The 23,375-nt window shown below is 71.4% G+C and carries 25 protein-coding genes; 17 read left to right on the top strand and 8 right to left on the bottom strand.

Annotated features, from left to right (window positions below; genetic code table 11):
* Positions 1-4 precede the first annotated feature (4 nt).
* On the bottom strand, positions 5-1,405 hold the full coding sequence (locus tag KBY47_RS26320; protein ID WP_210925008.1) for a lipopolysaccharide assembly protein LapB: 1,401 nt from the start codon (positions 1,403-1,405) through the stop codon (positions 5-7).
* Between the two features lie 109 nt (positions 1,406-1,514).
* Between KBY47_RS26320 and KBY47_RS26315 the strand changes: the two genes are divergently transcribed.
* On the top strand, positions 1,515-2,882 hold the full coding sequence (locus KBY47_RS26315) for an FAD-binding oxidoreductase (protein ID WP_210925007.1): 1,368 nt from the start codon (positions 1,515-1,517) through the stop codon (positions 2,880-2,882).
* 10 nt (positions 2,883-2,892) lie between these two features.
* Here the strand turns inward: KBY47_RS26315 and KBY47_RS26310 are convergent, their stop codons facing one another.
* Positions 2,893-3,303, bottom strand: a complete 411-nt coding sequence (locus tag KBY47_RS26310; RefSeq protein WP_210924999.1) for an SsgA family sporulation/cell division regulator — start codon at positions 3,301-3,303, stop codon at positions 2,893-2,895.
* 249 nt (positions 3,304-3,552) lie between these two features.
* Here KBY47_RS26310 and KBY47_RS26305 point away from each other — a divergent pair, with 249 nt between their 5' ends.
* Positions 3,553-4,971 carry an RDD family protein gene (locus KBY47_RS26305; protein ID WP_210924997.1) on the top strand — a complete coding sequence of 473 codons (1,419 nt, stop codon included), beginning with the start codon at positions 3,553-3,555 and terminating at the stop codon, positions 4,969-4,971.
* Positions 4,972-5,060: 89 nt separating this feature from the next.
* Positions 5,061-5,813 carry an RDD family protein gene (locus KBY47_RS26300; protein WP_210924995.1) on the top strand — a complete coding sequence of 251 codons (753 nt, stop codon included), beginning with the start codon at positions 5,061-5,063 and terminating at the stop codon, positions 5,811-5,813.
* A 94-nt stretch (positions 5,814-5,907) separates the two neighbouring features.
* Here KBY47_RS26300 and KBY47_RS26295 read toward each other — a convergent pair whose 3' ends face one another.
* Complete coding sequence (locus tag KBY47_RS26295) at positions 5,908-6,186, bottom strand: hypothetical protein (protein ID WP_210924993.1); 279 nt, start codon at positions 6,184-6,186, stop codon at positions 5,908-5,910.
* 407 nt (positions 6,187-6,593) lie between these two features.
* On the opposite strand from KBY47_RS26295, the gene KBY47_RS26290 reads away from it, so the two are divergent.
* Together KBY47_RS26290 and KBY47_RS26285 are read left to right on the top strand one after the other, a co-directional pair.
* Complete coding sequence (locus KBY47_RS26290) at positions 6,594-8,936, top strand: immune inhibitor A domain-containing protein (RefSeq protein WP_210924990.1); 2,343 nt, start codon at positions 6,594-6,596, stop codon at positions 8,934-8,936.
* A gap of 121 nt (positions 8,937-9,057) precedes the next feature.
* On the top strand, positions 9,058-9,399 hold the full coding sequence (locus KBY47_RS26285) for a hypothetical protein (protein ID WP_210924984.1): 342 nt from the start codon (positions 9,058-9,060) through the stop codon (positions 9,397-9,399).
* 36 nt (positions 9,400-9,435) lie between these two features.
* On the opposite strand, the gene KBY47_RS26280 is transcribed toward KBY47_RS26285, so the two are convergent.
* Together KBY47_RS26280 and KBY47_RS26275 are read right to left on the bottom strand one after the other, a co-directional pair.
* Positions 9,436-10,029, bottom strand: a complete 594-nt coding sequence (locus tag KBY47_RS26280) for a nicotinamidase (RefSeq protein WP_210924982.1) — start codon at positions 10,027-10,029, stop codon at positions 9,436-9,438.
* A 216-nt stretch (positions 10,030-10,245) separates the two neighbouring features.
* Entirely contained in the window at positions 10,246-11,592 is a 1,347-nt protein-coding gene (locus KBY47_RS26275) for a nicotinate phosphoribosyltransferase (protein WP_210924980.1), read from the bottom strand.
* A gap of 8 nt (positions 11,593-11,600) precedes the next feature.
* On the opposite strand from KBY47_RS26275, the gene clpS reads away from it, so the two are divergent.
* The 7 genes from clpS to KBY47_RS26245 all read left to right on the top strand — a co-directional run bounded on the left by clpS (position 11,601) and on the right by KBY47_RS26245 (position 16,541).
* Positions 11,601-11,966: an ATP-dependent Clp protease adapter ClpS gene (gene clpS / locus KBY47_RS26270; protein WP_210924978.1), complete on the top strand. Its 366-nt coding sequence runs from the start codon at positions 11,601-11,603 to the stop codon at positions 11,964-11,966.
* A 31-nt stretch (positions 11,967-11,997) separates the two neighbouring features.
* Positions 11,998-12,600 (top strand): DUF2017 domain-containing protein, encoded by a 603-nt coding sequence (locus KBY47_RS26265; RefSeq protein ID WP_210924976.1) that lies wholly within the window; start codon positions 11,998-12,000, stop codon positions 12,598-12,600.
* 372 nt (positions 12,601-12,972) lie between these two features.
* Positions 12,973-14,511, top strand: coding sequence for a sodium:alanine symporter family protein (locus KBY47_RS26260; protein ID WP_210924974.1), 1,539 nt, complete (start codon positions 12,973-12,975; stop codon positions 14,509-14,511).
* A 90-nt stretch (positions 14,512-14,601) separates the two neighbouring features.
* The gene (locus KBY47_RS26255; RefSeq protein WP_210924971.1) at positions 14,602-15,024 is read left to right on the top strand and encodes a Mov34/MPN/PAD-1 family protein; all 423 of its coding nucleotides are present in this window, start codon (positions 14,602-14,604) and stop codon (positions 15,022-15,024) included.
* 88 nt (positions 15,025-15,112) lie between these two features.
* Positions 15,113-15,208, top strand: coding sequence for a putative leader peptide (locus KBY47_RS37405; protein WP_374103111.1), 96 nt, complete (start codon positions 15,113-15,115; stop codon positions 15,206-15,208).
* 97 nt (positions 15,209-15,305) lie between these two features.
* Positions 15,306-15,584, top strand: a complete 279-nt coding sequence (locus KBY47_RS26250) for a MoaD/ThiS family protein (protein ID WP_210924969.1) — start codon at positions 15,306-15,308, stop codon at positions 15,582-15,584.
* Positions 15,585-15,590: 6 nt separating this feature from the next.
* Positions 15,591-16,541, top strand: a complete 951-nt coding sequence (locus tag KBY47_RS26245) for a PLP-dependent cysteine synthase family protein (RefSeq protein ID WP_210924967.1) — start codon at positions 15,591-15,593, stop codon at positions 16,539-16,541.
* Positions 16,542-16,660: 119 nt separating this feature from the next.
* On the opposite strand, the gene KBY47_RS26240 is transcribed toward KBY47_RS26245, so the two are convergent.
* Positions 16,661-17,110, bottom strand: coding sequence for a type II toxin-antitoxin system PemK/MazF family toxin (locus KBY47_RS26240; protein ID WP_210924965.1), 450 nt, complete (start codon positions 17,108-17,110; stop codon positions 16,661-16,663).
* A gap of 205 nt (positions 17,111-17,315) precedes the next feature.
* Between KBY47_RS26240 and KBY47_RS26235 the strand changes: the two genes are divergently transcribed.
* On the top strand, positions 17,316-18,068 hold the full coding sequence (locus KBY47_RS26235) for an MBL fold metallo-hydrolase (RefSeq protein WP_210924963.1): 753 nt from the start codon (positions 17,316-17,318) through the stop codon (positions 18,066-18,068).
* Positions 18,069-18,141: 73 nt separating this feature from the next.
* Here KBY47_RS26235 and KBY47_RS26230 read toward each other — a convergent pair whose 3' ends face one another.
* A complete protein-coding gene (locus KBY47_RS26230) occupies positions 18,142-19,392 on the bottom strand; it encodes a PTS transporter subunit EIIC (RefSeq protein ID WP_210924961.1) in 1,251 nt (416 codons plus the stop codon).
* A 185-nt stretch (positions 19,393-19,577) separates the two neighbouring features.
* The gene (locus tag KBY47_RS26225) at positions 19,578-20,873 is read right to left on the bottom strand and encodes a PTS transporter subunit EIIC (protein ID WP_210924959.1); all 1,296 of its coding nucleotides are present in this window, start codon (positions 20,871-20,873) and stop codon (positions 19,578-19,580) included.
* Positions 20,874-21,028: 155 nt separating this feature from the next.
* Between KBY47_RS26225 and KBY47_RS26220 the strand changes: the two genes are divergently transcribed.
* The 4 genes from KBY47_RS26220 (at position 21,029) to rdgB (ending at position 23,366) form a co-directional block, all read left to right on the top strand.
* Positions 21,029-21,292: a glucose PTS transporter subunit EIIB gene (locus KBY47_RS26220; RefSeq protein WP_210924957.1), complete on the top strand. Its 264-nt coding sequence runs from the start codon at positions 21,029-21,031 to the stop codon at positions 21,290-21,292.
* A 73-nt stretch (positions 21,293-21,365) separates the two neighbouring features.
* Complete coding sequence (rph, locus tag KBY47_RS26215) at positions 21,366-22,103, top strand: ribonuclease PH (protein WP_210924955.1); 738 nt, start codon at positions 21,366-21,368, stop codon at positions 22,101-22,103.
* A gap of 142 nt (positions 22,104-22,245) precedes the next feature.
* Complete coding sequence (locus KBY47_RS26210; RefSeq protein ID WP_210924953.1) at positions 22,246-22,647, top strand: hypothetical protein; 402 nt, start codon at positions 22,246-22,248, stop codon at positions 22,645-22,647.
* Between the two features lie 116 nt (positions 22,648-22,763).
* Positions 22,764-23,366: an RdgB/HAM1 family non-canonical purine NTP pyrophosphatase gene (gene rdgB, locus KBY47_RS26205; protein ID WP_210924951.1), complete on the top strand. Its 603-nt coding sequence runs from the start codon at positions 22,764-22,766 to the stop codon at positions 23,364-23,366.
* Positions 23,367-23,375 lie beyond the last annotated feature (9 nt).

The following is a 23,375-nucleotide window of genomic DNA, read 5'->3' as shown; positions in this document are numbered from 1 at the left end:
GGGGTCACTCCGGCACGTCCTCGTCCACCGGGACCTCGCCCAGCTCCTCCAGCGCCTCCCGGGCCGACGGCACGGCGAGCGGCGAGAAGTACGGGTTGATCCGCAGCGCCTCCCGCAGGTGCCGCCGCGCGGGCGCGTCCAGCCCGAGCGCCTTCTCGATCATCCCCCGGTGGTAGGCGTACGACGCGCTGCGCAGCCCGCCGCCGTGCTCCGGGTCCATCGCCCGCGCCGCGTACCACAGCGCCTCCTCGTCCTCCCCGGCCCGGTGCAGCGCCCAGCCCAGCGCGTCGGCCACCTCCGCGCTCGGCCGCGCCCGCCACTCGGCCCGCAACCGGCGCACCGCCGACTCCACGGCCTCCTCGTCCCCGTGGTCGGCCTCGAACCGCCCCAGCACCAGGTCCTCGTCGACCCCGCCCGCCGCCGCGCCCCGCACCCGCTCCCGCAGCAGGTCGTACTGCACCCGCGCGGCGTGGTCGAGCCCCAGCGACTCGTACAGCTCGCCCAGTTCGAGGGCGTACTGCGGCAGCGGCTGCTTGGCCAGCGCGATCCGGTACGCGCTCAGCGCCTCCGAGGTGCGGCCCAGCGCCGCCAGCGCCCTGCCCTGCCCGGCCTGCGCGGCCCGCTGGTCCGGGTCGGTGCGCACCGCCTCCTGGAAGTACCGCAGCGCCGCCTCCACATCGCCCCGCTCGAAGGCGAGCTGCCCGGCCCGCTCCAGCCACGCCGCGCGCTCGGCGGGCTCCGTCGCCCCGGCCGCCGCGTCGGCCAGCGCCGCCGCCGCGTCCTCCCGGCGGCCGTGGTCCCGGTACACGGCCGCCGCCCGCGCCCGCGCGGCGGGCGCGGGGTGCAGCTTCAGCATCCGCTCCAGCGCCCGCCCCGCCCCCTGCTGGTCACCGAGCCCGGAGCAGGCGTCGACGAGCAGCGCGTACGACGTCCAGCGCGCGCCGTCCGCCTCGGTGGCCGCCCGCGCCCAGGTCCGCCCCGCCCGGAAGTCGCGCCGGGCGTTCGCCAGCGCCGCCATGCCCTCCAGCGCCTCCGCGTTGCCGCGCGGCCGGACCTTCAGCGACGTCCGCAGCGCCTCCTCGGCCTTCGGGTAGTTCGCGGCGGCGTCCCCGGAACGGCGGCCCTGCTCGACGTACGCCGCACCCAGCACCGCCCACGCCCGGGCGTCCCGGGGCTTGGCCCGCACCCGCTCCGCCCGTTCGGCGATCAGCGCGGCGAGGTCGGGCAGCGCGGCCGGGACCCCCGCGACGACCGCCGTCATCGCCTGCGCCGCCGCCGGTCCGGGCGCGGGCGCCGGGCCGCCGGTGGGCCGCTCGGGCGGCAGCAGCATCAGCGTCCCGCCGAGGACCAGGCACCCCACGAGCGAACCACCCAGCACCCAGGTCCGCCGTGCTCTGTTCTCCATGCCGCTGTCCATGCCGCTCACTGTGCGTCAGTACGACGACCACATCCGGGTGGCGGCCGGATGGCGCAGACGGGTTCACACCGATGGCCCCGGGTGACACGCTGTGATCATGAGCTTCCTCGTCGACCGGTTGCTCGGCGGTCTGCCCGCCGAGGCCGTCCTGACCGACCCCGACGTCACCGCCTCCTACGCCCACGACATGGCCAGCTTCTGCCCGGCCGGCACCCCGGCCGTGGTCGTGCTGCCCCGCACCGTCGAGCAGGTCCAGCACGTCATGCGCACCGCCACCGAGCTGCGCGTGCCGGTCGTCCCGCAGGGCGCCCGCACCGGGCTGTCCGGCGCGGCCAACGCCACCGACGGCTGTGTGGTGCTCTCCCTGACCAGGATGGACCGCATCCTGGAGATCAGCCCCGTCGACCGGATCGCCGTCGTCGAACCGGGCGTCGTCAACGCCGCCCTCTCCCGCGCCGTCGGCGAGCACGGCCTCTACTACCCGCCGGACCCCTCCAGCTGGGAGACGTGCACCATCGGCGGCAACATCGGCACCGCCTCCGGCGGACTGTGCTGCGTGAAGTACGGCGTCACCGCCGAGTACGTCCTCGGCCTCGACGTCGTCCTCGCCGACGGACGGCTGATGTCCACCGGCCGCCGCACCGCCAAGGGCGTCGCCGGATACGACCTGACCCGGCTGTTCGTCGGCTCCGAGGGCTCCCTCGGCATCGTCGTACGGGCGGTGCTGGCGCTGCGCCCGAAGCCGCCGCGGCAGCTGGTGCTGGCCGCCGAGTTCGCGTCCGGCGCCGCCGCCTGTGACGCCGTCTGCCGGATCATGGCGGGCGGACACGTGCCCTCCCTGCTGGAACTGATGGACCGTACGACCGTCAAGGCCGTCAACGACATGGCGCACATGGGACTGCCGGAGAGCACCGAGGCGCTGCTGCTCGCCGCCTTCGACACCCCCGACCCCGCCGCCGACCTCGCCGCGGTGGGCGCGCTGTGCGAGGCCGCGGGCGCCACCCAGGTCGTCCCGGCGGACGACACCGCCGAGTCCGAGCTGCTGCTGAAGGCACGGCGGCTGTCGCTGACCGCGCTGGAGGCGGTGCGGGGCACGACGATGATCGACGACGTGTGCGTGCCCCGCTCCCGGCTCGGCGACCTGGTCGACGGTGTGGCGCGGATCGCCGGGAAGTACCAGCTCACCATCGGCGTCGTCGCCCACGCGGGGGACGGCAACACCCACCCCACCGTCTGCTTCGACGCCGCCGACCCCGACGAGTCGCGGCGCGCCCGGGAGTCGTTCGACGAGATCATGGCCCTCGGCCTGGAACTCGGCGGCACCATCACCGGCGAGCACGGCGTCGGTGTGCTGAAGAAGGAGTGGCTGGCGCGTGAGATAGGGCCGGTGGGCCTGGAGATGCAGCGGGCCGTCAAACAGGTCTTCGACCCGCTGGGCATCCTCAACCCGGGCAAGCTCTTCTGACCCGGTGGGTTCACCGGGCCAGCAGCTCGTCGAGCGCGGCGTCGATGCCGAGCTGCCCGCCCTCGGTCCCCGGGGGGACCACCCGCAGGGTCCGCTCCAGCCAGGCCGACACCTGCGGGATGGGCGCCTCCAGCAGGGCGTCCCCGTCCGGTGAACTCAGGGCCATCAGTACGACGCTGCGCCCCCGCGACTTCGTCGGCCACACCCGTACGTCCCCGCTGCCGCAGGGCCGGAACACGCCCTCCACCAGCAGGTCCCGGGCGAACGTCCAGTGCACCGGGGCGTCGGAGTCGATGTGGAAGGTGATGTGGACGGCGTAGGGGTCGTCGGTGCGGTAGCCCAGCCGGGCCGGGACCGGGACGCCGCGCTCCGGGGAGAGGACCAGTCTGAGTTCGAGTTCGCGTTCCACGACGGTGTGCATATCCGTTCTTCCTCTTCTCTGCGGGGTTCGTATGCGCCTCACGCGCACCCGTACGAGGGAGAGGGGGCTGGGCGCCGAGCATTACGCGGCTCGGGGAAAGTTTTTTCGGCGGGCTCGCCGACGGGCTCCCGCGGCAGCGCAACGGCGCTCGAAAGGGGGCGGTCCGGTGGGAGGGGCGGTATGTCCCGCGCCGTTCTGGTAGATGTGGAGGCCCCCAACCCACCCCCGAGCAGATACGGGACGACGGACATGAGCGCCCCAACCCCGGCACCCGGCGACGACCGGCCCCGCGAAGGGTATTACCCGGACCCCTCCATCCCCGGATACGTCCGGTACTGGAACGGTGCCGCCTGGGTGCCCGGCACCAGCCGCCCGGCCCCCGCCGACGGCGCACCGCTCGCCCCGCCGCCCGGCTCGCCCCCCGCCCAGCCGTCCGTCGAGGAGACCGGCCCGCACTTCTTCGACGAGGACCCGGCGCCGTCCGAGACCGACGCCCCCGTCCGGCCCGAACCGGCCGCCCCCTGGGACGCCGCGCCCCAGCGCCCCGACCCCCGGGTGCCGCACGCCCCGGCCCAGCCGGACGGCGAGTCCGGCCGCACCGACGGCACCACGACCATCCCGCCCGCGGCGGCCGACGGCGACTCCGCCCCCACCGACGGCACGTTCGTGTTCCGCAGGCCCGGCGGGAACGCGCCGGTGCCGGACGCGGGCGGCGGTGACGACGGGACGATGACCTTCCGGGCCGTCAAGCCGCGGCCCGGACAGCAGTCCGCGGCGACGCCGTCCGCGGCGCCCGCCCAGGGGTCCCCCGGTTTCGGCGCGGGGAAGGCGGCGGCGGCCCGTGCGGCGGCGGGGCCCGCGGCGGCCCCCGCCGGTCCGCAGCGACAGCCCGGCGCCCAGCCCGGCAGCCCTTCCGGTCCTCAGCCCGGCGGTCCGTCCGGCTCCCAACTCGGCGGTCCGTCCGGCGCGTCCTCCGGCACCCCCGCGGCCCCGGCCGCCGCGAGCGTTCCGCAGCAGGCCGCCGCGCCCGCCGCCACCCCGGTCACCTCCGGGGTCGGCGGCGGTCAGACCTCCTGGGCGCAGCAGGTGCACCGGCTGGCGGGCGTCCCGGCCGGGGAGCAGCCGGTGGCGCCGTGGAAGCCGCCGGTGGACGACCCGTTCCAGGCGGCGGCCCGGCGGCAGGCGGCGGCCCGGCCCGCGGCGGTGGGCAGGCGGCTGGCCGCGCGGCTGATCGACACCGTCGTCGTCGGCGGTCTCACCGCGGTCGCGGCCGTACCGCTCGGCGCGCGGGCCGCCGACCACGTCCAGGACAAGATCGACCAGGCCAAGCTCTCCGGGCAGACCGTCACTGTCTGGCTGCTGGACGGCACGACCGCGGTCCTGCTGGGCGGGGTCCTCGGTGTGCTGCTGGTCGCGGGTGTCCTCTTCGAGGCGCTGCCGACCGCCAAGTGGGGCCGCACGCTGGGCAAGAAGCTGCTCGGCATCGAGGTGCGGGACATCGAGGCGCACGAACCCCCGTCGTTCGGTGCGGCGCTGCGCCGCTGGCTGGTGTACTGCGTGCCCGGACTGCTCGTGTTCGGTGTGATCGGCGTCGTGTGGGGGCTGTTCGACCGGCCCTGGCGGCAGTGCTGGCACGACAAGGCGGCGCATACGTTCGTCGCGGGATGAGCGGGTACGTCGTTCGGCCCGGATGATTCGGTACTCCGGACGGCCGCGCGCCGGATGCGGAACGCGGGGGTTCGCGATGCACTCGGGCCATGAGTTCCGAACCGCCTCCCGGCTCCGGACAGCCGCCGGACGACGACCCGTTCAGGAAGCAGCCCCCGCCGCCCGGCCAGGGGTCGGGTTCGCCGTACGACACCCCCGCCGGAGGCGGTCAGCCGCCCCCGCCGGGCGGCGAGCCGCCCCCGCACGGCGGTCAGCCCCCACCGCCCGGGGGCCAGCCCCCGCCCTACGGCGGCGGCCAGCCGCCTCCCCCGGGGGGCGGCGGCCCCTACGGCGGCGGTCCTTACGGCGGTGGCCCTTACGGCGGCGGGCCGTCCCCCTCCGATCCGCTCGCCGGGATGCCGCCGCTCGCGGACAGCGGCAGGCGCACGCTGGCCCGGATCATCGACATGATCCTGGTCGGCGTCGTCGTCTGGCTGCTGACCTGGCCGCTGGGCATCGCCGAGTACAACGTGGACACCGACGAGTTCGAGACGGCCAGCACCTTCGGGCAGTCGATCGTCGCGGCCGTCCTGTACATCGCGTACGACACCGTCCTGATCGGCAGGACCGGGCAGACGCTCGGCAAGAAGTGGCTGGGCATGCGGGTGGCCAACCTCGACAACGGCGCCACGCCCTCCATGCAGACCTCGCTGATGCGGGCCGCGGTGCTGTGGATCCCGTTCGCGTTCTGCTGCGCCTGTCTGTGGACGGCGGTCGCGGGCGGCTGGAGCTTCTTCGACCGGCCCTACAAGCAGGGTCTGCACGACAAGGCGGCCAAGACGGTGGTGGTCAGCGCCCGCTGACACGCCGTACGGCGGCGGGTCGGCGCCCCGGCGGTGTAAGGGGCGCCGACCCACCGCCGTACCGTGTGCGGGTGGGTGGCCGGTTGAGCGCGGTTCAGGAGGCCGTGGGCTCCCGGACCGGCTCGGCCGTCGTCGCCGACGCGGTCACCCGGTGCCGTACGACGGCCGGGCGGGGTGCGGCGGCCGGGGCCGGCGCGGTCCGCTTCGGCGTCGGCAGGGTGAGGGCGACCAGCAGTCCCAGGGCGAGGGCCGCGACGGCGATGACCGCGATCACCGCGGCCGAACTCGTCTGGGACAGCAGCAGCATGGCGAGCGTCGACAGGATCACGGTGCACGAACCGTAGGCGAGCTGTGCGGCGGTCGGACGAGGCATGGCAATCGGTGTCCTCGGGGGGTGAGACAAGGATGTCGGCCTGGTTTTCCGCCCCCTTGCGGGCGTTCCGCCGGTCGACTCTAATCGGCTGCATGCCCGAGCGGAACGATGAGTAAGCGTGACCTGACCAACAGTGCCGGTGCACGGGGGGCGCACCGATTCATGAGGTCTTCACGGCGTCCAGCAAGTGGACGCGTACGCGCGCGTGTCGGGACGGGCCGGGTGTCCGCTGAGCGAGGAGCGGACTCCGCATAGTGCCATTGACCTGTTCAAGTCAAGGTCTGTCTTTTCTGCCGAACCTCTAGTCCAATGTCGTCACTTGACTACACGCGTCACAGGGACGCGCGCGGATTCCTCGACTCTCCAGGACCCCCAGCCGCGCGCGCGGACGCGGGGGAGGAATTCAAGTGACCAGTAGACCCTGGACGTTCAGAGCGACCGCTACCGCGGTGGCGTTCGCGGCGGCCACCGCCACGTTCTCGGCCGCCACGGTGGCCCAGGCCGCTCCGGCGGGCGGCCCCGCCGCCGTCGACCGGCAGGACCCGGCGTCGGGCAAGGCGGTGAAGGACCACGACTTCGACGGTCCGCTCAGCAAGACCCAGGAGGCCCAGCGCGAGGAAGCCCTCAAGCAGGTCATATCCGGCAAGGCCGAGGTCAAGGAGCGCGACGGCTCCAAGGTCGTCCGGCTCAAGGGCAAGAAGGGCGACAGCAAGTACGTCGAGCTGGGCCGGGAGAAGACCGACAAGATCTTCACCATCCTGGTCGAGTTCGGCGACCAGACCGACCCGCGCTACGGCGGCACCCCCGGCCCGCTGCACAACGAGATAGCCGAGCCGGACCGCTCCAAGGACAACAGCACGGCCTGGCAGGCGGACTACAACCGCGAGCACTTCCAGGACCTGTACTTCGGCGACGGCGTCGGCTCGATGAAGACGTACTACGAGAAGCAGTCCTCGGGCCGCTACTCCATCGACGGCGAGGTCACCGACTGGGTCAAGGTGCCGTACAACGAGGCCCGTTACGGCTCCAACGCCTGCGACCCCGACAACTGCGCCTGGTACGCGGTGCAGGACGGCGTCAACGCCTGGGTCGACGACCAGAAGGCGGCCGGGAAGACCACCGCCGAGATCAGCGCCGCGCTCGCCGAGTACGACCAGTGGGACCGCTACGACCACGACGGCGACGGCGACTTCAACGAGCGCGACGGCTACATCGACCACTTCCAGATCGTGCACGCCGGTGAGGACGAGTCCGCGGGCGGCGGCGCGCAGGGCGAGGACGCCATCTGGGCGCACCGCTGGTACGCGTTCGGCACCGACGCGGGTGCCACCGGCCCCGACTTCAACAAGCTCGGCGGCACCCAGATCGGCGACAGCGGGATCTGGGTCGGCGACTACACCATCCAGCCGGAGAACGGCGGACTCGGCGTCTTCGCCCACGAGTACGGCCACGACCTCGGTCTGCCGGACCACTACGACACCGCGGGCGGCGAGAACTCCACCGGTTTCTGGACGCTGATGTCGTCCGGTTCCTGGCTCGGCACCGGTGAGGACACCATTGGTGACATGCCCGGCGACATGACCGCCTGGGACAAGCTCCAGCTGGGCTGGCTCGACTACGACGTGGCGAAGGCCGCGACCGGCTCGAGGCACAAGCTGGGTGTGGCGGAGTACAACACCAAGAACCCGCAGGCCCTCGTGGTGCAGCTGCCCGAGAAGGCGGTCACCACCGAGATCGTCGCCCCGGCCGAGGGTGAGACCCAGTGGTGGAGCGGCAGCAGCAACGACCGCCGCGCCACGCTCGCCCGCTCCGTCGACCTGACCGGCAAGGCCTCGGCCGCGCTGACCCTGGACGGCTGGTGGGAGATCGAGAAGGACTACGACTACCTCTACACCGAGGTCTCCACCAACGGCGGCAGCAGCTGGACCCCGGTCGACGGCACCGTGGACGGCGCCCCGATCGGCCGTGACGGCAGCGACCAGCCCGCCCTCAGCGGGGTCTCCGAGGGCCACCAGCAGCTGTCGTACCCGCTGGACGCCTACGCCGGTCAGAAGATCGACGTCCGCTTCCGCTACGCCACCGACGGCGGCGTGTCCCTGAAGGGCTTCACCGCCGACCGGATCACGCTCACCGCCGACGGCGCCCCGCTGTTCAGCGACAACGCGGAGAGCGCGGACGCCGCTTGGACCGCCAACGGCTTCTCGCGCATCGGCGCCTCCTTCACCAAGGACTACGCGCAGTACTACATCGCCGAGAACCGCCAGTACGTGTCGTACGACAAGACCCTCAAGGTCGGCCCGTACAACTTCGGCTTCGCGAACAGCCGTCCGGACTGGGTGGAGCACTTCGCCTACCAGCCCGGCCTGTTGATCTGGAAGTGGGACACCTCGCAGCAGGACAACAACACCAGCCAGCACCCGGGTGCCGGTCTGCTGCTGCCCGTCGACTCCCACCCGACCGCGCTGAAGTGGTCGGACGGCACGCTGATGCGCAACCGCATCCAGACCTACGACTCGCCGTTCAGCTGGTACCCGTCGAGCGGCATGACCCTCCACAAGGCGGACGTGCCGACCCGGGTCAAGCCGTCGCTGGGTGTGCCGGTCTTCAACGACCACGCCAGCACCTACTACGACGAGTCCAACCCGCGAGCCGGTGTCAAGATCACTGACACCAACACCAAGATCAAGATCGTCGACCAGCCGCTCAGCGGCTCGACGATCACGGTCCAGGTCGGCCCCGCGGTGAAGTAGTCAGTATTTCCGCAGGTCAGACGCGTATCGGCGGCAGCCCCTTGGCGGGTTGCCGCCGATCGTGTTTAGGTGCGTCCTGTGACTGACTTATTGACACCGGCTCGCACGGGGGTGTGACTGCATGGCCGCAGGAGGCTTCAGCAAGCTGCCGAACGGCACCGTGGTGGTGGCACTGAACCTGCCCAGCCCCACCGCCGACGGCCCGAGCGCCCCGGGAGGCGTACGGGTGCTCGTCCACGCCCAGAACCGGGCGCGCGCCCTGACCAGGCTGCGCAACCTCGGTCTGCGCGCGGTCTACCTGCGGGGCAACGCCGCCCCGCCGACGCCGGACGAGATCACCGCCGTACTGCACCACCCGGACGGGCTGATATGGCGCACGGCGCCCGATGTCGGCGGCATCGGCCCGATGGAGCTGTGGCACCCCATCCGGGCCCTGCTGCGCCGCCCGGCGGCCCCGGCGTAGGCGGGTTCCCTGCGGCGTGGGCGGGCCCACCGGCGCTCACAGGCGGGAGACGACCGGCTTCCCCGACAGCTCCACCCCGGCCGCGCGCAGCTCCTCCAGCGCCCGCTCAGTGCTCTCCTCGGCCACGCCCGCCGTGAGGTCGAGCAGGACGTGCGTGCGGAAGCCCTCGCGGGCGGCGTCCAGGGCGGTGGCGCGCACACAGTGGTCGGTGGCGATGCCGACCACGTCGACCTCGTCGATCCCGCGGGCGCGCAGCCAGTCGGCGAGCGGGACGCCGTTCTCGTCGACGCCCTCGAAGCCGCTGTAGGCGGCGGCGTAGGCGCCCTTGTCGAAGACGGCGTCGATCGCGCCGGAGGCGACGGCCGGGGCGAAGTTGGGGTGGAAGCCCACCCCTTCCGTACCGGCGACGCAGTGCGCCGGCCAGGAGTGCGCGAAGTCGGGGTTGTCGGCGAAGTGGCCGCCGGGCGCGATGTGGTGGTCGCGGGTGGCCACGACGTGCCGGTACCCGGCGGGGGCCTGGCCGATCAGCTCGGTGATCGCGGCGGCCACGTCGGCGCCCCCGGCCACCGGGAGGCTGCCCCCCTCGCAGAAGTCGTTCTGCACGTCAACGACGATCAAGGCGCGGCGCATGGTCGGTGTCCTTCGACTCAGGGGGGTCCGGGTGGGCGGTCGGGGGATGTTCAGCTGTGGGGTGCGGGCCCGGGCCGGTGCGGTGAACCTCCGAGCCTAGAGACTTCGCGGTCGGGGCGGGAGGGGGCACGGCAGGGCGCACCCACCGGGTACCCCCGGTGACCGCCCCACGCCGCCTCCGTGCCGGGGAGCGGACGTGCAGTCTCCGCGCGCCGGTCATGATCCCGTGAGCCCCGGCACGTACTCCGTCGGGATCACCGGCTCCCCGCGGGAGAGCTGCGTCGCCGACAGGGGCAGGGCCGCGCGGGCGGCGATGTGCCGGTCGCGGGGGGCGTCCAGGGGCTCGCGGGCGATCACCTCGCCGCCCTTGACCAGCTCGACCAGCAGGGCGTGGTCGGCCAGGTCGGCCGGGACCGGCCCGGTGCCGACGACCTCGGCCTCCGCCACACCGTCGGCGTCCGGGCGCCGCGCGGCCCACTTGCGGCCGCCGATGGAGGTCTTGCCCCCGGTGGCCTTCTTGGCGACCGGTACGAGCGGGGCGGCCGGGTCGGCGGAGTCGGCGCGGGCGACCAGCTTGTAGACCATCGAGCAGGTGGGGTGCCCGGAGCCGGTGACGAGCTGGGTGCCGACGCCGTACGCGTCGACGGGCGCGGCGGCGAGCGAGGCGATGGCGTACTCGTCGAGGTCGGAGGTGACGATGATCTTCGTGCCGGTGGCGCCCAGCTCGTCCAGCTGCTGGCGTACCCGGTGCGCGACCAGCAGCAGGTCGCCCGAGTCGATGCGCACCGCGCCCAGGCCGGGTCCGGCGACCTCCACCGCCGTACGGACGGCCTCGGTGACGTCGTAGGTGTCGACGAGCAGGGTGGTGCCCCGGCCCATGGACTCCACCTGGGCGCGGAAGGCGTCCCGCTCCCGGTCGTGCAGCAGGGTGAAGGCGTGGGCGGAGGTGCCGACGGTGGGGATGCCGTAGCGGAAGCCCGCGGCGAGGTCGGAGGTGGAGGAGAAGCCGCCGACGTAGGCGGCGCGGGAGGCGGCGACGGCGGCGAGTTCATGGGTGCGGCGGGCGCCCATCTCGATCAGCGGCCGGTCCCCGGCGGCCGACGACATCCGGGAGGCCGCCGCGGCGATCGCCGAGTCGTGGTTGAGGATGGAGAGGATCACCGTCTCCAGCAGGACGCACTCGGCGAAGGTGCCCTCCACCCGCAGGATCGGTGAGCCGGGGAAGTACACCTCGCCCTCGGGGTAGCCCCAGATGTCCCCGGTGAAGCGGTAGTCGGCGAGCCAGGCCAGGGTCTCGTCGTCGACGATGGAGCGCTCGCGCAGGAAGTCCAGCACGTCCGCGTCGAAGCGGAAGTTCTCCACCGCGTCCAGGACCCGGCCGGTGCCCGCGACGACGCCGTAGCGCCGCCCGCCGGGCAGTCTGCGGGTGAAGACCTCGAAGACGGAGCGCCGTCCGGCGGTGCCCGCCTTCATGGCGGCCTGGAGCATGGTCAGCTCGTACTGGTCGGTGAAGAGCGCAGTGGAGGGCACTTCGACCGGCAAACCAAGGTCCGCTGTGTTCATGGCAACCGATGCTACCCCCATTTCGTCAGTGTGACGATTTATGGGGCCCGTGGCAGCATGGTCATGTGACGTCAGCCGCTCCCATCGAGATCGAACGCACCGAGTCGGCGGAGGAGGTTTCCGCCGTCCCCGAGCCGGACGTCCCCTGGGTCACCATCGTCCACAACGACCCGGTCAACCTCATGAGCTATGTGACGTACGTCTTCCAGACGTACTTCGGCTACTCCAAGGACAAGGCCACCAAGCTCATGCTCGACGTCCACCACAAGGGCCGCGCGGTCGTCTCCAGCGGCACCCGTGAGGAGATGGAACGCGACGTCCAGGCCATGCACGGCTACGGCCTGTGGGCCACGCTCCAGCACGACCGCAAGTAGCCAGCGCCCACCGCCACCTACGAAGAGACCCATGCCCGGACACTTCGAACCGCTTCCCGGCGGCGGCGCGGCCGTCGCGCTCGACGACGTCGAGATCTCCATCATCCGCTCGCTCGCCGTGCAGCTGCTGGAACTCATCGGCCCAGGCCCCGCCGAGGACGCCCCCGACGACCCGCTCGCCGAACTTTTCGCCGAGGGCCCCAGCGAGCCGCCCAGCGACCCGGTGCTGAAGAGACTGTTCCCGGACGCCTACGACGACCCGGAGGGCGCCCCCTCCGCCGCCGAGGCCGAGGAGCGGCGGGCCTACTCCGCGGAGTTCCGCCGCTACACCGAGAACGACCTCAGGGCGGGCAAGCGCGACAGCGCCCTGGCGGTGATCCGCTCCCTCGACGGGCTGTCCGCCGCCGGTGAGGGCGGGGCGGTGCTGAAGCTGTCGCCGGACGACTCCCGGCTCTGGCTCGGCGCGCTGAACGACCTGCGTCTCGCGATCGGCTCCCGGCTGGAGATCACCGACGAGGACGACACCGACCTCCTCTACCGGCTCCCGGACGACGACCCGCGCAAGCCGATGGTGATGGCGTACTTGTGGCTCGGCGGGCTCCAGGAGACCCTCGTCTCGACGCTGCTGCCGTAGCCAGGCCCTTACGTCCAGTTTGTACCAGGAAGTGTTCGCTCAGCGGACGCTCAAATCCGGATAACGATCCAGTCACCGCCCCTGGGGTTTTGCTCCCCGGGGGCCGTTTTGTGTGATCTGTGCCACGTAAGCCCGGGTTAACGCTGTGGTAAGAATTCGCAACTCCTTCCCGGCACCACCCTTCGCCGGGACGGAGTGCCGGTCACCATGCCGGCGCGCACGACAGGAGTAGCACCGGCCCGGGTCCGCGGGCTCGCTCACCGAACTCCACAGTCGCCGAACGGACAACGGCGTTCGATTCAGAGACCGCCCCCGCACCGCTGCTGTGCGCGTACGCCGCCAGCACGTCCCCTGCGCCACCGAGGTAACTCGATGTCACTCGATTCCATCACCACGTCCATCGACGACGCTGTCAGCGACTTCTTCGAACCCGTCGCCGACAAGGTCGCGGACGTCGTCTTCTACACCGTCCCCGTCGGCGACACCGACCTTCCGCTCATCGTCGCCTGGCTGGTGGTCGCCGGTCTTGTCTTCACGGGCTGGTTCGGTCTGATCCAGCTGCGCAAGTTCAAGCTCGCCTTCGACGTCGTCCGCGGCAAGTACGACGAGAACGGCGCCGCCGGTGAGGTCAACCACTTCCAGGCCCTCACCGCCGCCGTCTCCGGCACCGTCGGCCTCGGCAACATCGCCGGTGTCGCCGTCGCCGTCTCCATCGGTGGCGCCGGTGCCACCTTCTGGATGATCCTCTGCGGTCTGCTCGGCATGGCGACCAAGTTCGTCGAGGTCACCCTCGGTGTGAAGTACCGCGAGGAGCACGCCGACGGCACCGTCTCCGGCGGCCCGATGCACTACCTGCCCAAGGGCCTCGCCGAGCGCTTCGGCAAGAACGGCGCCCAGCTCGGCAAGGTGCTCGCCGTGCTCGCCTCGATCATGATCCTGTTCTTCGGTCTGTTCGGCGGCAACCTGCTCCAGGCCAACCAGTCCTACGCGCAGCTCTCCTCGCAGTTCGGCGGCGAGGACGGCTTCCTGGCCTCCTCCGCCGGTGCCGTGCTGTTCGGCCTGGTCATCGCCGCGCTGGTCGGCCTGGTGCTGCTCGGCGGCATCCGCTCCATCGCCTCCGTCACCAGCCGTCTGGTCCCGGCGATGGCCGCCCTCTACATCGTGGCCTGCCTCGCCGTCATCCTGACCAACGTCACCGCCGTGCCGGACGCCGTCCAGACCATCCTGTCCGGGGCCTTCGAGGCCGACGGTGTCGCCGGTGGTGTGATCGGTGCCCTGATCGTCGGCTTCCAGCGCGCCGCGTTCTCCAACGAGGCCGGTCTGGGCTCGGCCCCGATCGCGCACTCCGCGGTGAAGACCAAGCACCCCGCCTCCGAGGGCCTGGTCGCCCTGCTGGAGCCGTTCATCGACACGGTCGTCATCTGCACCATGACCGCGCTGACCATCGTCATCGCCAACCCGGCCAGCTGGGCCGAGGCCCGCGCGGGCGAGAGCATCGGCGGTGTCACCATCACCTCCGACGCCTTCGAGACCGTGCTGCCCTGGTTCCCGAACCTGCTGACCGTCGCGGTGCTGCTGTTCGCCTTCTCCACGATCCTGACCTGGGGCTACTACGGCCTCAAGGCCTGGACGTACCTGTTCGGCAAGAGCAAGACCAGCGAGACCGTCTTCAAGGCCACCTGGAGCGTGTTCGTCATCGCGGGCTCGCTGCTCACCCTGGACTCGCTGATCAGCCTGGCCGACTCGGCGCTGTTCCTGCTGTCGGTGTTCAACATCATCGGCCTCTACCTGCTGGCCCCGGTGGTCAAGCGCGAGCTGAAGTCCTTCCTGGACTGGGCCCGCGACCGCAAGGCCGCCCTGGTCGGCGCCGACCGCGGCGACGAGGACCTGGAGTCCGCCAAGACGCTCTGACGTCCCTGGGCGTCAGGCCTCCGTCCGGTATCCGGGCCGCCCCGTACCACCCTTCGGTACGGGGCGGCCCCACTGCTTATCCTGGCCAGCATGCTGACCATCACCCAGGCCCTGCACGACAGGATCGTCGCCCACGCGCGCGAGGACCACCCCGACGAGGCGTGCGGCGTGGTCGCGGGACCGGTGGGGGAGGGCCGCCCCGAGCGGTTCATCCCGATGCTCAACGCCGCCCGCTCACCCACGTTCTACGAGTTCGACTCGCAGGACCTGCTCAAGCTCTACCGCGAGCTGGACGACCGCGACGAGGAGCCGGTGATCATCTACCACTCCCACACCGCGACCGAGGCCTACCCCTCCCGCACCGACATCTCCTACGCCAACGAGCCCGGCGCGCACTACGTCCTGGTCTCCACCGCCGACACCGACGGCCTCGGCGACTTCCAGTTCCGCTCGTTCCGGATCATCGAGGGCGAGGTCACGGAGGAGGAAGTGAAGGTCGTGGACACCTACTGACGGCGCGGTGCCCAGTGGGTGGGCAGGAATCATCCACGATGTGAGATCACATTCCAGGAGCCGGACCGGGAATCGATACGATGAGCCCATGGTTCTCTTCGACGTGAGCGACAAGACGCCGGGCACGCTGCTCGTGGCGCGGCTGCACGTCGATCTGTGCAGGCTCGCCAGCGCCATCTGTTGAAACTGCGCTTCCGCCGTACGGCCGTGTGCCGCGGCGCGCGCTCACGCGTGCGTGCGCCCTCCCACCAGACCCCTTCCTTCGACAGGAGCCCTTTGACATGGCCATCGAGGTCCGCATCCCGACCATCCTCCGCCCGTACACCGACGGTCAGAAGGCGGTGGAGGGGACCGGGGACACCCTCGCCGACCTGTTCACCGACCTCGAGTCCCGGCACGCGGGCATCCAGGACCGCCTGGTGGACGCCGGGGAGCTGCGCCGCTTCGTCAACGTCTACCTGAACGACGAGGACGTCCGCTTCCTCGACGGCATCAACACCAAGCTCACCGACGGCGACAACGTCACGATCCTGCCGGCCGTCGCCGGTGGTATGGCCTGATCGGCGATGCGCTACGACTCCCCGCTGGCCGCGGTGGGCAACACCCCCCTGGTGCGCCTGCCGCGGCTGTCGCCGTCCGCCGACGTCCGGATCTGGGCCAAGCTGGAGGACCGCAACCCGACCGGCTCGGTCAAGGACCGCCCCGCCCTGCACATGATCGAGCAGGCGGAGAAGGACGGCCGCCTCACCCCCGGCTGCACGATCCTCGAGCCGACCAGCGGCAACACCGGCATCTCGCTGGCCATGGCGGCCAAGCTCAAGGGCTACCGCATCGTGTGCGTGATGCCCGAGAACACCTCGCAGGAACGCCGTGACCTGCTCGCCATGTGGGGCGCCGAGATCATCTCCTCCCCGGCCGCGGGCGGCTCCAACACCGCCGTACGCGTGGCCAAGGAGCTGTCCGCCGAGCACCCCGACTGGGTGATGCTCTACCAATACGGCAACCCGGACAACGCGGGCGCCCACTACGCCACCACCGGCCCGGAGATCCTCGCCGACCTCCCCTCGATCACCCACTTCGTCGCGGGCCTCGGCACCACCGGCACCCTGATGGGCGTCGGCCGCTACCTGCGCGAGCACAAGCCGGACGTCAAGGTCGTCGCCGCCGAACCGCGCTACGACGACCTGGTGTACGGCCTGCGCAACCTGGACGAGGGCTTCGTCCCCGAGCTGTACGACGCCTCCGTCCTCACCACCCGCTTCTCGGTCGGCTCCGCCGACGCGGTCACCCGCACCCGTGAACTCCTCCAGCAGGAGGGCATCTTCGCGGGCGTCTCCACCGGCGCGTCGCTGCACGCCGCGATCGGCGTCGGCAGGAAGGCCGTCAAGGCGGGCGAGAGCGCCGACATCGTCTTCGTCGTGGCCGACGGCGGCTGGAAGTACCTCTCCACCGGCGTCTACACGGCGGCCACGACGGAGGAGGCCATCGAGACGCTCCAGGGACAGCTCTGGGCGTAACGCCCTCAAGGGCAACGCCCTACAAGGGGCGCGGGGCTGTGTCATTGTGCGGCTCCGCCGCGTGGGCGCGACCAGCCACGACGGCGCGGCACACGACGAACGGCGCTCCCCGCGGAGCGCTACGCGAGGTGACGGACCTGGTCCCACAGGACCGGGTCCACGACCCCCGCCCGCCGCCGGAAGTCCCCCATCGGGACCCGGCGCAGCTCGTCCGTCTCCAGGAAGCTCGGCCGCCCCCGCGCGTCCCCGACCGTGCCCGGCGGCAGCGGGATCACCCCGGCCCGCTCGTCACGGTACCTGCTGGTGATCTTGGCGACGGTGGCGTGCCGCCCCCGCACGCTCAGCACCAGACAGGGCCGGTCCTTGGACTCCGGCCCGTCCTCGTAGGGCACGTTCGCCCACCAGATCTCCGCGGGCCGCGGCAGCGTCCCGGGTCCCTCCGCCGCACCCCGCGTCCGCCCCCGCCGTGCCGCCCTCGGCGCGTGCCCGCGCCCCCACCCGTCGACGAGCGTGGCGACCAGCGCGAGCAGTACCACCGCCGCGAGCGCCAGCCACCAGGACGTGTCCATACCGCAGACGGTACCGGCGCCCGCCCCTTCCCGCGCGCCCCTTGCTCCGTCCCACACGCCCCACGTCCAGCCGAACCGGTGACAGCACAGGTGAGTTCCCCCACAACAGCCCTTGGCGGAGGAGCGACCGGACGTTTTGCGCCTTACGCTCGACGGACCGCACGACCCCCGTCTCTCACCATCCGCCAGCGGAGGTTTCTGCTTCATGAAGCTCACCGTCGTCGGCTGCTCGGGGTCGTTCCCGTCCGCGGAATCGGCCTGCTCGAGCTACCTCGTCGAGGCCGACGGCTTCCGGCTGCTTCTCGACATGGGCAACGGCGCCCTCGGCGAGTTGCAGCGCCACTGCGGTCTCTACGACCTCGACGCGATCTTCCTGAGCCATCTGCACGCCGACCACTGCATCGACATGTGCGCCTATTTCGTGGCGCGTTACTACCGGCACGACGGCGGCCGCTGCGCTCCGATCCCGGTCTACGGCCCCGAGGGCACCGAACACCGTCTGACCACGGCCTACGCCGACACCCCCACCGCCTCCTCGATGAGCGAGGTGTTCGACTTCCACACGGTCAAGCCGTCCACCTTCGACATCGGGCCGTTCACCGTGCACACCGAGCGCGTCGCGCACCCCGTGGAGGCGTACGGCATCCGGATCGAGCACGCGGGCAGGTCGCTGACGTACTCCGGCGACACGGGGGTCACCCCGGCGCTGGACGCGCTGGCCCGGGACACCGACCTGTTCCTGTGCGAGGCCGCCTTCACCCACGGCAAGGAGGACATCCCCGACCTCCACCTCAACGGCCGTGAGGCGGGCGAGACGGCGGCCCGTGCGGGCGTCCGCCGCCTGGTCCTCACCCACATCCCGCCGTGGACCGACCCCCGGCTCAACCTGGCCGACGCCCGCGCGGTGTACGACGGGCCGGTGGAACTGGCGGCGCCGGGTGCGTCGTACGAGATCTGAGACCGTCGCCGTACGCCGAAGGCCCCCCGAGCCTCATCGCTCGGGGGGCCTTCGTCTGCCGTGCGGCCGGGACTCACGCCTTGGTGAGGTCCTCGACCTCCTCCTCGGGCTCACGGCCCGGGGTGGCGAGGTTGAACTTGGTGATGGCGAAGCGGAAGACCACGTAGTAGATCACCGCGAAGACCAGACCGATGGGGATGATCAGCCAGGGCTTGGTGGCGAGGTTCCAGTTGAGGCCGTAGTCGATGACGCCCGCGGAGAAGGTGAAGCCCGCGTGGACACCGAGCGCCCAGGTGATCGCCATGGACAGGGCCGTGAGCACCGCGTGGATCACGTACAGCACCGGGGCGATGAACATGAACGAGAACTCGATCGGCTCGGTCACACCGGTCACGAAGGAGGTCAGCGCCAGCGAGATCATCATGCCCATCACGGCCTTGCGGCGCTCCGGGCGGGCGGCGTGCGCGATGGCGAGGGCTGCGGCCGGGAGGCCGAACATCATGATCGGGAAGAAGCCCGACATGAACTGACCGGCGTCCGGGTCACCGGCGAAGAAGCGGTTCAGGTCACCGTGCACGACCTCGCCCGCGGCGTTGGTGAAGTCGCCGATCTGGAACCAGGAGACGGTGTTCACGAACTGGTGCATGCCGATCGGGATCAGCGCGCGGTTGATCAGACCGAAGAGACCGGCGCCCGCGGCACCCAGCCCGGTGATCCACTCACCCACGTCCGAGATGCCCTCACCGATCGGTTCCCAGACCAGACCGAAGAAGACGCCCATGAGGGTGCCGACGAAGGCCATGATGATCGGGACCAGCCGGCGGCCGTTGAAGAACCCGAGCCAGTCCACCAGCTTGGTGCGGTGGAAGCGCTGCCACAGCACCGCCGACAGCAGACCCATCAGGATGCCGCCGAGGACACCGGGGTTGTTGTAGGTCGCGGCTATGTCCGCGCCCTCCTGGACCTTGGCCTCGGTGACCGGGAACGCCTTCAGCACGTTGCTGTAGACCAGGAAGCCGACCACGGCGGCCAGCGCGGTGGAGCCGTCGGCCTTCTTGGCGAAGCCGATGGCGACACCTATGCAGAACAGCAGCGGCAGGTTGGCGAAGACGGCGTCACCGGCGGTGGCGAACACGTCGGCCACCTTGCCCCAGCCCAGACCGTCGTCGCCGAAGACGTCGGGCTGGCCGAGGCGGAGCAGGATGCCCGCCGCCGGAAGGACGGCGATCGGCAGCTGTAGGCTGCGGCCGACCTTCTGAAGACCCTGGAACAGACCGGATCCCCGCTTCTTTGCGGGGGCCGCCGAATCGGTGGCGGTGCTCATACTTCCTCCATCGGGTGGTGGTCTACACCACTCAGTGGTGTAGACCTGTTCTAGCACGATGAAGGTGAGATAAGGAACCCGCGCTTCCTACCGGTTTTGTGACGTCAGAGACCCCGTGTCCGGCCGGTCGCTGACCGTGCTCGGAGACGGGGTCCGTGGGTCTTCGGGCGGCACTTCCGCCGGGGTCAGACCTTGGTGACGTCCTCCACCTCGTCCTCCGGTTCGCGGCCCGGGGTCTTGAGGTCGAAGCGGGTGATTGCGAAGCGGAAGACGGCGTAGTAGACGGCCGCGAAGCCCAGCCCGATCGGGATGATCGCCCACGGTCTCGTCGCCAGGTTCCAGTTGATGATGTAGTCGATCAGCCCGGCCGAGAAGCTGAAGCCGTCGTGCACCCCGAGCCCCCAGGTCAGCGCCATCGACACCCCGGTCAGCACGGCGTGCACCGCGTACAGCGCGGGCGCGATGAACAGGAACGAGTACTCGATCGGCTCGGTGATGCCGGTGACGAACGACGTCAGCGCCACCGACAGCATCAGACCGCCGACCTCCTTGCGGCGGTGCGGTTTCGCGCAGTGCGTGATGGCGAGCGCGGCGGCGGGCAGCGCGAACATCATGATCGGGAAGAAGCCCGAGGTGAACTGGCCCGCGTCCGGGTCCCCCGCGAGGAACATGTTGATGTCGCCGTGCACCACTTCCCCGTCCGGCTTGGTGTAGCTGCCGAACTGGAACCAGATGGGCACGTTGAGGAACTGGTGCAGCCCGATGACCAGGAGCGCCCGGTTGGCGACGCCGAAGACGCCCGCGCCCCAGGCGCCGAGGTCGCTCATCCAGTCGCTGAAGCTCTCCAGCGCGTCGCCGATCGGCGGCCAGACCCACAGACAGAGCGCGGCGAAGGCGATCGCCACGAACGCCATGATGATGGGGACCAGTCGGCGGCCGTTGAAGAAGCCCAGCCAGTCGACCAGCTTGGTGCGGTGGAAGCGGGCCCAGAAGAAGGCCGCGAGCAGCCCCATCACGATGCCGCCGAAGACGCCGGGGTTCTGGTAGGTGAAGGCCGTCACCGTCCCGTCGGCCGTTCCCTGGCAGCCGACGTTCGGGACTTCCTCCGTACCGTCCGGGCAGTCCTCCGGGAACTGGAGCAGCACGTTGTAGTAGACGAGGAACCCGGCCACCGCCGCCAGCGCCGTGGAGCCGTCGGCCTTCTTCGCCATGCCGATCGCCACGCCGACGCAGAACAGCAGCGGCAGCCCCAGCGCGCTGTCCAGCAGCGCGCCGCCCGCGCCGTTCATCACCTTGGCGACATCGGTCCAGCCCAGCCCGTCGTCGCCGAAGACGTCCGGCTGCCCCAGCCGGTTGAGGATGCCCGCCGCCGGGAGGACGGCGATGGGGAGCTGGAGGCTGCGCCCCATCTTCTGGAGGCCCTGGAACAGCCTGTTCCAGCGGGCGCGGGCCGGGCTGGGGGCGGCGGCGTCGGAACTCATACGCGTGGGGCGTCCTTCCGGGCGGTTTGGCGACCGTCTGTGAGGTGGTGTAGACCAGTCGTGGGACGAGGGTGTCGCCGTGACGTCATCCTGCGGTCCCCACGGCCCGAACGCTCGCGTAGCTGGGCCAACTGTGGGTTACTGCGGTTACTGCGATGAACGCGGTTCGGATCAGGGAGAAGCACATGGCCAGCAAGGCTGAGAAGATCGTTGCCGGGCTCGGCGGCATCGACAACATCGAGGAGATCGAGGGCTGCATCACGCGCCTGCGGGTCGAGGTCGGCGACGCCTCGGTGGTCGACGACGCCGCCCTGAAGGCCGCGGGCGCCCACGGCGTCGTCAAGATGGGCACCGCCATCCAGGTCGTCATCGGCACCGACGCCGACCCGATCGCGGCGGACATCGAAGACATGATGTGACCTCTGGTCCCGTCGGTGAAGGGCCCTTCCCCGGGTGGGAGGGGCCCTTCGCCATGGGGGCTAGGCTCACCCCATGTCTCGAATCGACGGCCGCACCCCCGAACAGCTCCGCCCGGTCACCATCGAACGCGGCTGGAGCAAGCACGCCGAGGGCTCCGTCCTCGTCTCCTTCGGCGACACCAAGGTGCTCTGCACCGCCTCCGTCACCGAGGGCGTCCCGCGCTGGCGCAAGGGCAGCGGTGAGGGCTGGGTCACCGCCGAGTACGCCATGCTGCCCCGCTCCACCAACACCCGCGGCGACCGCGAGTCCGTCAAGGGGCGCATCGGCGGCCGTACCCACGAGATCAGCCGCCTCATCGGGCGCTCCCTGCGCGCCGTCATCGACTACAAGGCGCTCGGCGAGAACACCATCGTCCTCGACTGCGACGTCCTCCAGGCCGACGGCGGCACCCGCACCGCCGCCATCACCGGCTCCTACGTCGCCCTCGCCGACGCCGTCTCCTGGGCCCAGGGCAAGAAGATCATCAAGCCCGGACGGCAGCCCCTCACCGGCACCGTCAGTGCCATCTCGGTCGGCATCGTCGGCGGCGTCCCGCTCCTCGACCTCTGCTACGAGGAGGACGTCAGGGCCGAGACCGACATGAACGTCGTCTGCACGGGCGACGGCCGCTTCGTCGAGGTGCAGGGCACCGCCGAGGCCGAGCCCTTCGCCCGCTCCGAACTCGACGCCCTGCTCGACCTGGCGGTCGCCGGATGCACGGACCTGGCGGCGGCGCAGCGGGCGGCACTTGGTACCGTCCCGGAAAAGTAAAGGGCGTACCAAGGCTGGTGGTCGGCGCGGGCAACCGCGCCGGGTGCCGTCGCGTCCGTACGGGTACGGGCGCACGGCTCATCCCTGTGCGCCCGGCCAGGAGCCAGGGCCCCGCGGGCCCGCACGAGGGAGGGACCCATCCATGGCCGTGAGCCGTCGTCGGCGCAGCCGTACCGTCATCGCCACCACCGTGGCAGCCATCGGGCTGACGGTCGGGCTGACCACGGGGTGCGACGCCGTCAGCAAGGCGCTCGACTGCGTCGAGACGGCCGACGCCGTCGCCGACGCCGTCACCGATCTCCAGCAGGCGGTGGACGCGGCGGCCGAGGACCCCACCCAGACCCAGGAGGCCATCGAGGCGGTCGATGACAGCCTCGACCGGATCGACAGCGAGACCGGGGACGCCGACCTCGACAAGGCGACGGCGAATCTGCGGGAGGCGTTGGTGGAGGTCACCACCGCGGTGGAGAACGGGGATGCCACGCCCGACATCAGCGGTGTGACGGACGCGGCCGGGGAACTGACGAAGGTCTGTACGCCGTAGCGGTTGCGGTGGGTGAGGGTGGGCCGTCTGCCGGCCGCGGGTTCGTCGTGGCCGGGCGCGCAGTTCCCCGCGCCCCCTGAAGGGGCGCCTTGCGGCGCCCCGGGATACTGGGCCGCATGACCCGCCTGATCCTCGCCACCCGTAACGCCGGAAAGATCACCGAACTGAGGGCCATCCTCGCCGACGCAGGGCTGCCGCATGACCTCGTCGGCGCGGATGCCTACCCCGAGATCCCGGACGTCAAGGAGACCGGCGTCACCTTCGCCCAGAACGCGCTGCTGAAGGCGCACGCCCTGGCGCGGGCCACCGGACTGCCCGCCGTCGCCGACGACTCCGGTCTCTGCGTGGACGTACTGAACGGCGCCCCCGGCATCTTCTCCGCCCGCTGGGCGGGCCGTCACGGAGACGACAAGGCCAACCTGGACCTGCTGCTGGCGCAGCTCGCCGACATCGACGACGAGCACCGCGGCGCCCACTTCGCCTGCGCCGCCGCGCTCGCCCTGCCGGACGGCACGGAGCGGGTGGTCGAGGGGCGGTTGCCGGGGATGCTGAGGCACGAGCCCGCAGGGACGGGCGGCTTCGGCTACGACCCGGTCCTCCAGCCGGAGGGGGAGACGCGTACGTGCGCCGAGCTGACCCCCGAGGAGAAGAACGCGATCAGCCACCGGGGGAAGGCGTTCCGCGCGCTGGTGCCCGTGGTGCGGGAGCTGCTGGGCTAGAACGGTCCC

The organism is Streptomyces sp. B93, assembly GCF_018070565.1.
Lineage (GTDB): Bacteria > Actinomycetota > Actinomycetes > Streptomycetales > Streptomycetaceae > Streptomyces.
Note: the sequence above shows the minus strand (reverse complement) of the source record. Positions and strands in the feature narration are given on the sequence as shown.